Origin of the sequence: Streptomyces adustus, assembly GCF_009377175.1 — a bacterium.
Classification (GTDB): domain Bacteria; phylum Actinomycetota; class Actinomycetes; order Streptomycetales; family Streptomycetaceae; genus Streptomyces; species Streptomyces adustus.
On the sequence record NZ_VJZD01000508.1, the window covers coordinates 1 to 2,193 of the forward strand.

A 2,193-nucleotide genomic window follows, 5' to 3' on the forward strand; every position below is an offset into this window, starting at 1 on the left:
TAAGAGACAGGGTGCACGGGGGTCGCGGGACCGACCCCCGTGTGCCTGGGCGTGCGGCACACCCCAAAAACTAGGACCCGACGCAGCCGCCTCCCAATGAGGGAACCCCCTAAGGGAGTTGGGCAGGGAAAACCCTCGGTGACCCCTGGGCAAACCCGTCAGTGCAGTAAACCCGCGCGGTGCTCACTTCGCGCGGCGCCCCGCCGCCAGCCGGACGATGTCCACCCGCGAGCGGATCCCCAGCTTGCGGTAGACCCGGGTCAGCGTCGCCTCGACCGTCTTGACGCTGATGTAGAGCCGGGCGGCGATCTCCCGGTTGGTGGCGCCCTCCATGACCAGCGCGGCGACCTGACGCTCCATCGCGGCGAGGCCCTCCAGCGCGTCGAGCGCGGGGTCCCGCGGGGCGTCGACGGCCTCGTCCTCCGGCTCCGCGGCGGCCGCCGCGTCCACCTGCCGCAGCCACGGCAGCGCGCGGCAGCGCCGGAACAGCCGGGCGGCCTCGTCGTACGACGTCGGCCCCGGCCTGCGGGTGCGCAGCCGGGCCAGCGCGAACGCGGCCCGCGCCTCCTCCAGGCCGTACCCCAGCTTGGCGAGCCGGTCCTGAACGGACGTCAGCTGGGAGAGCGCGGCCTCCTGGTCGCCGCGGGCCGCCCGGACCAGCGCCTCGGAGCGGTCCAGTACGGCCAGCACGCTCTCCCGGCCCAGCCGCAGCGCGTGCGCGCGTGAGACGTCGATCAGCTCCTGCGCCTCGCCCGGCTCCCCGATCCGTACGAGGGCCTCGGCGAGGTCGCTCTGCCAGCGGCCGCGCGCCGGGTCGGTGATGCCGAGCCCGGCCTCCAGCTCGCGCACCCGGCGCAGCGAACGGACCGTGCCCGCCGCGTCCCCGGCCACCAGCTGGGCGTACCCGCACGCGGCCAGGGCCCGGGAGAGGTACATCTGGTCGCCGTCCTCCTCGGCCCGTTCCGCCGCCTCCCCGGCCAGTTCCAGCGCCCGGTCCACGTCACCGCCGGAGGCCTCCGCGAGGGAGGCGAGCATCGCCGAGGCGCCGAGCCCGATCCCGGAGTCGCGGGCCAGCCGCAGGCTCTCGCGGGCCAGGTCCAGGGCCCGTCCGCAGTGGCCGGAGCGCAGCTCGGTCTCGGCCAGGAAGCGCTGGAAGTGCACCTCGCTCTCGACCATGCCGCGCCGCTGCACCTCGCGCAGCAGCGCGGTGATGGTGCTGCGCGCCTCGGGCAGTTGGTCGCTCATCAGCAGCCAGCGGAACCGGGCCGCGCCGGCGCCGTTGTGGTGGCAGGCCACATACGGGTCCTGGGGCTCCTTGAGCGCCCGCTTGATGGTCGTGGGGGCGTTCGGGTGGCCCATCAGCGTCTCGGTCGAGGCCTGGAAGGACAGTGCCATGAGCTCGGTGCGCCGGTCGCCGGCGGTCGCGGCGAGCTCCGCCGCGTGCGCGGCCTCGGTGCGGGCCTCGGAGAAGTCGCCCTCGACGACCAGGCCGCGCCAGGCGAGCTGGTAGTGGACCAGGGCGAGCAGCTTGGGGTCCTCGCCCGCGTCGACCAGCACCTGCGGGAAGACGGCGTCGACCTCGCCGAGGGCCTGCCCGGCCGACTCGATGACGACCATCCAGGCCCGCACCCGTTCGGCGGGCACGGTGGCCCGGGTCAGCACCTCGTGCGCGATGTCCCGGGCGAGCTCCACCTCACCGGCGGTGATCGCGTCCTCGGCCGCCTGCAACCGCCGGTCGTCGGGGCCGGGGGTGGCGCCCACCGGGGTGTGGCGGGCGGCGAGCAGCCCGAGGGACGCGGCGACCGACGGGGCGCCGCGGTCCCGGGCCAGCGCGGCGGCGCCGGCCAGCCGGGCGGCCACGTCCGGGTCGGTGCCGGTGGTCGCCAGGGCCAGGTGCCGGGCCCGTTCGATCGGGTCGGACGCCGCGGTGGACAGCGCCGCGTGCGCGGCCCGGCGGTCCTGCGCGGGCGCCTCCGCGTACAGCGCGGCGGAGATCAGCGGATGCGCGAACCGTACGGCCGGGCCCTCCTGTTCCGTCGTCAGCAGGCCGAGCCGGGCGGCCTGGGCGGTCTCCGCCTCGGCGTTCTCCCGGCCGGCGGCCAGCAGCAGGGACAGGGTGGGGCGGGCGCCGGCGCTGGCCACCAGCAGGGTGCGGCGGACGTCGTCGGAGAGCATGCCGAGCCGGTGCAGGAC

The 2,193-nt window shown here is 76.2% G+C and carries 1 protein-coding gene; it reads right to left on the reverse strand.

Features of this window, described 5'->3' with window-relative positions; translation table 11 throughout:
- Positions 1 to 183 precede the first annotated feature (183 nt).
- Positions 184 to 2,193, reverse strand: a 2,010-nt coding sequence (locus FNH09_RS46160) for a helix-turn-helix domain-containing protein (RefSeq protein ID WP_152895840.1), incomplete at its 5' end; no start/stop codon positions are given.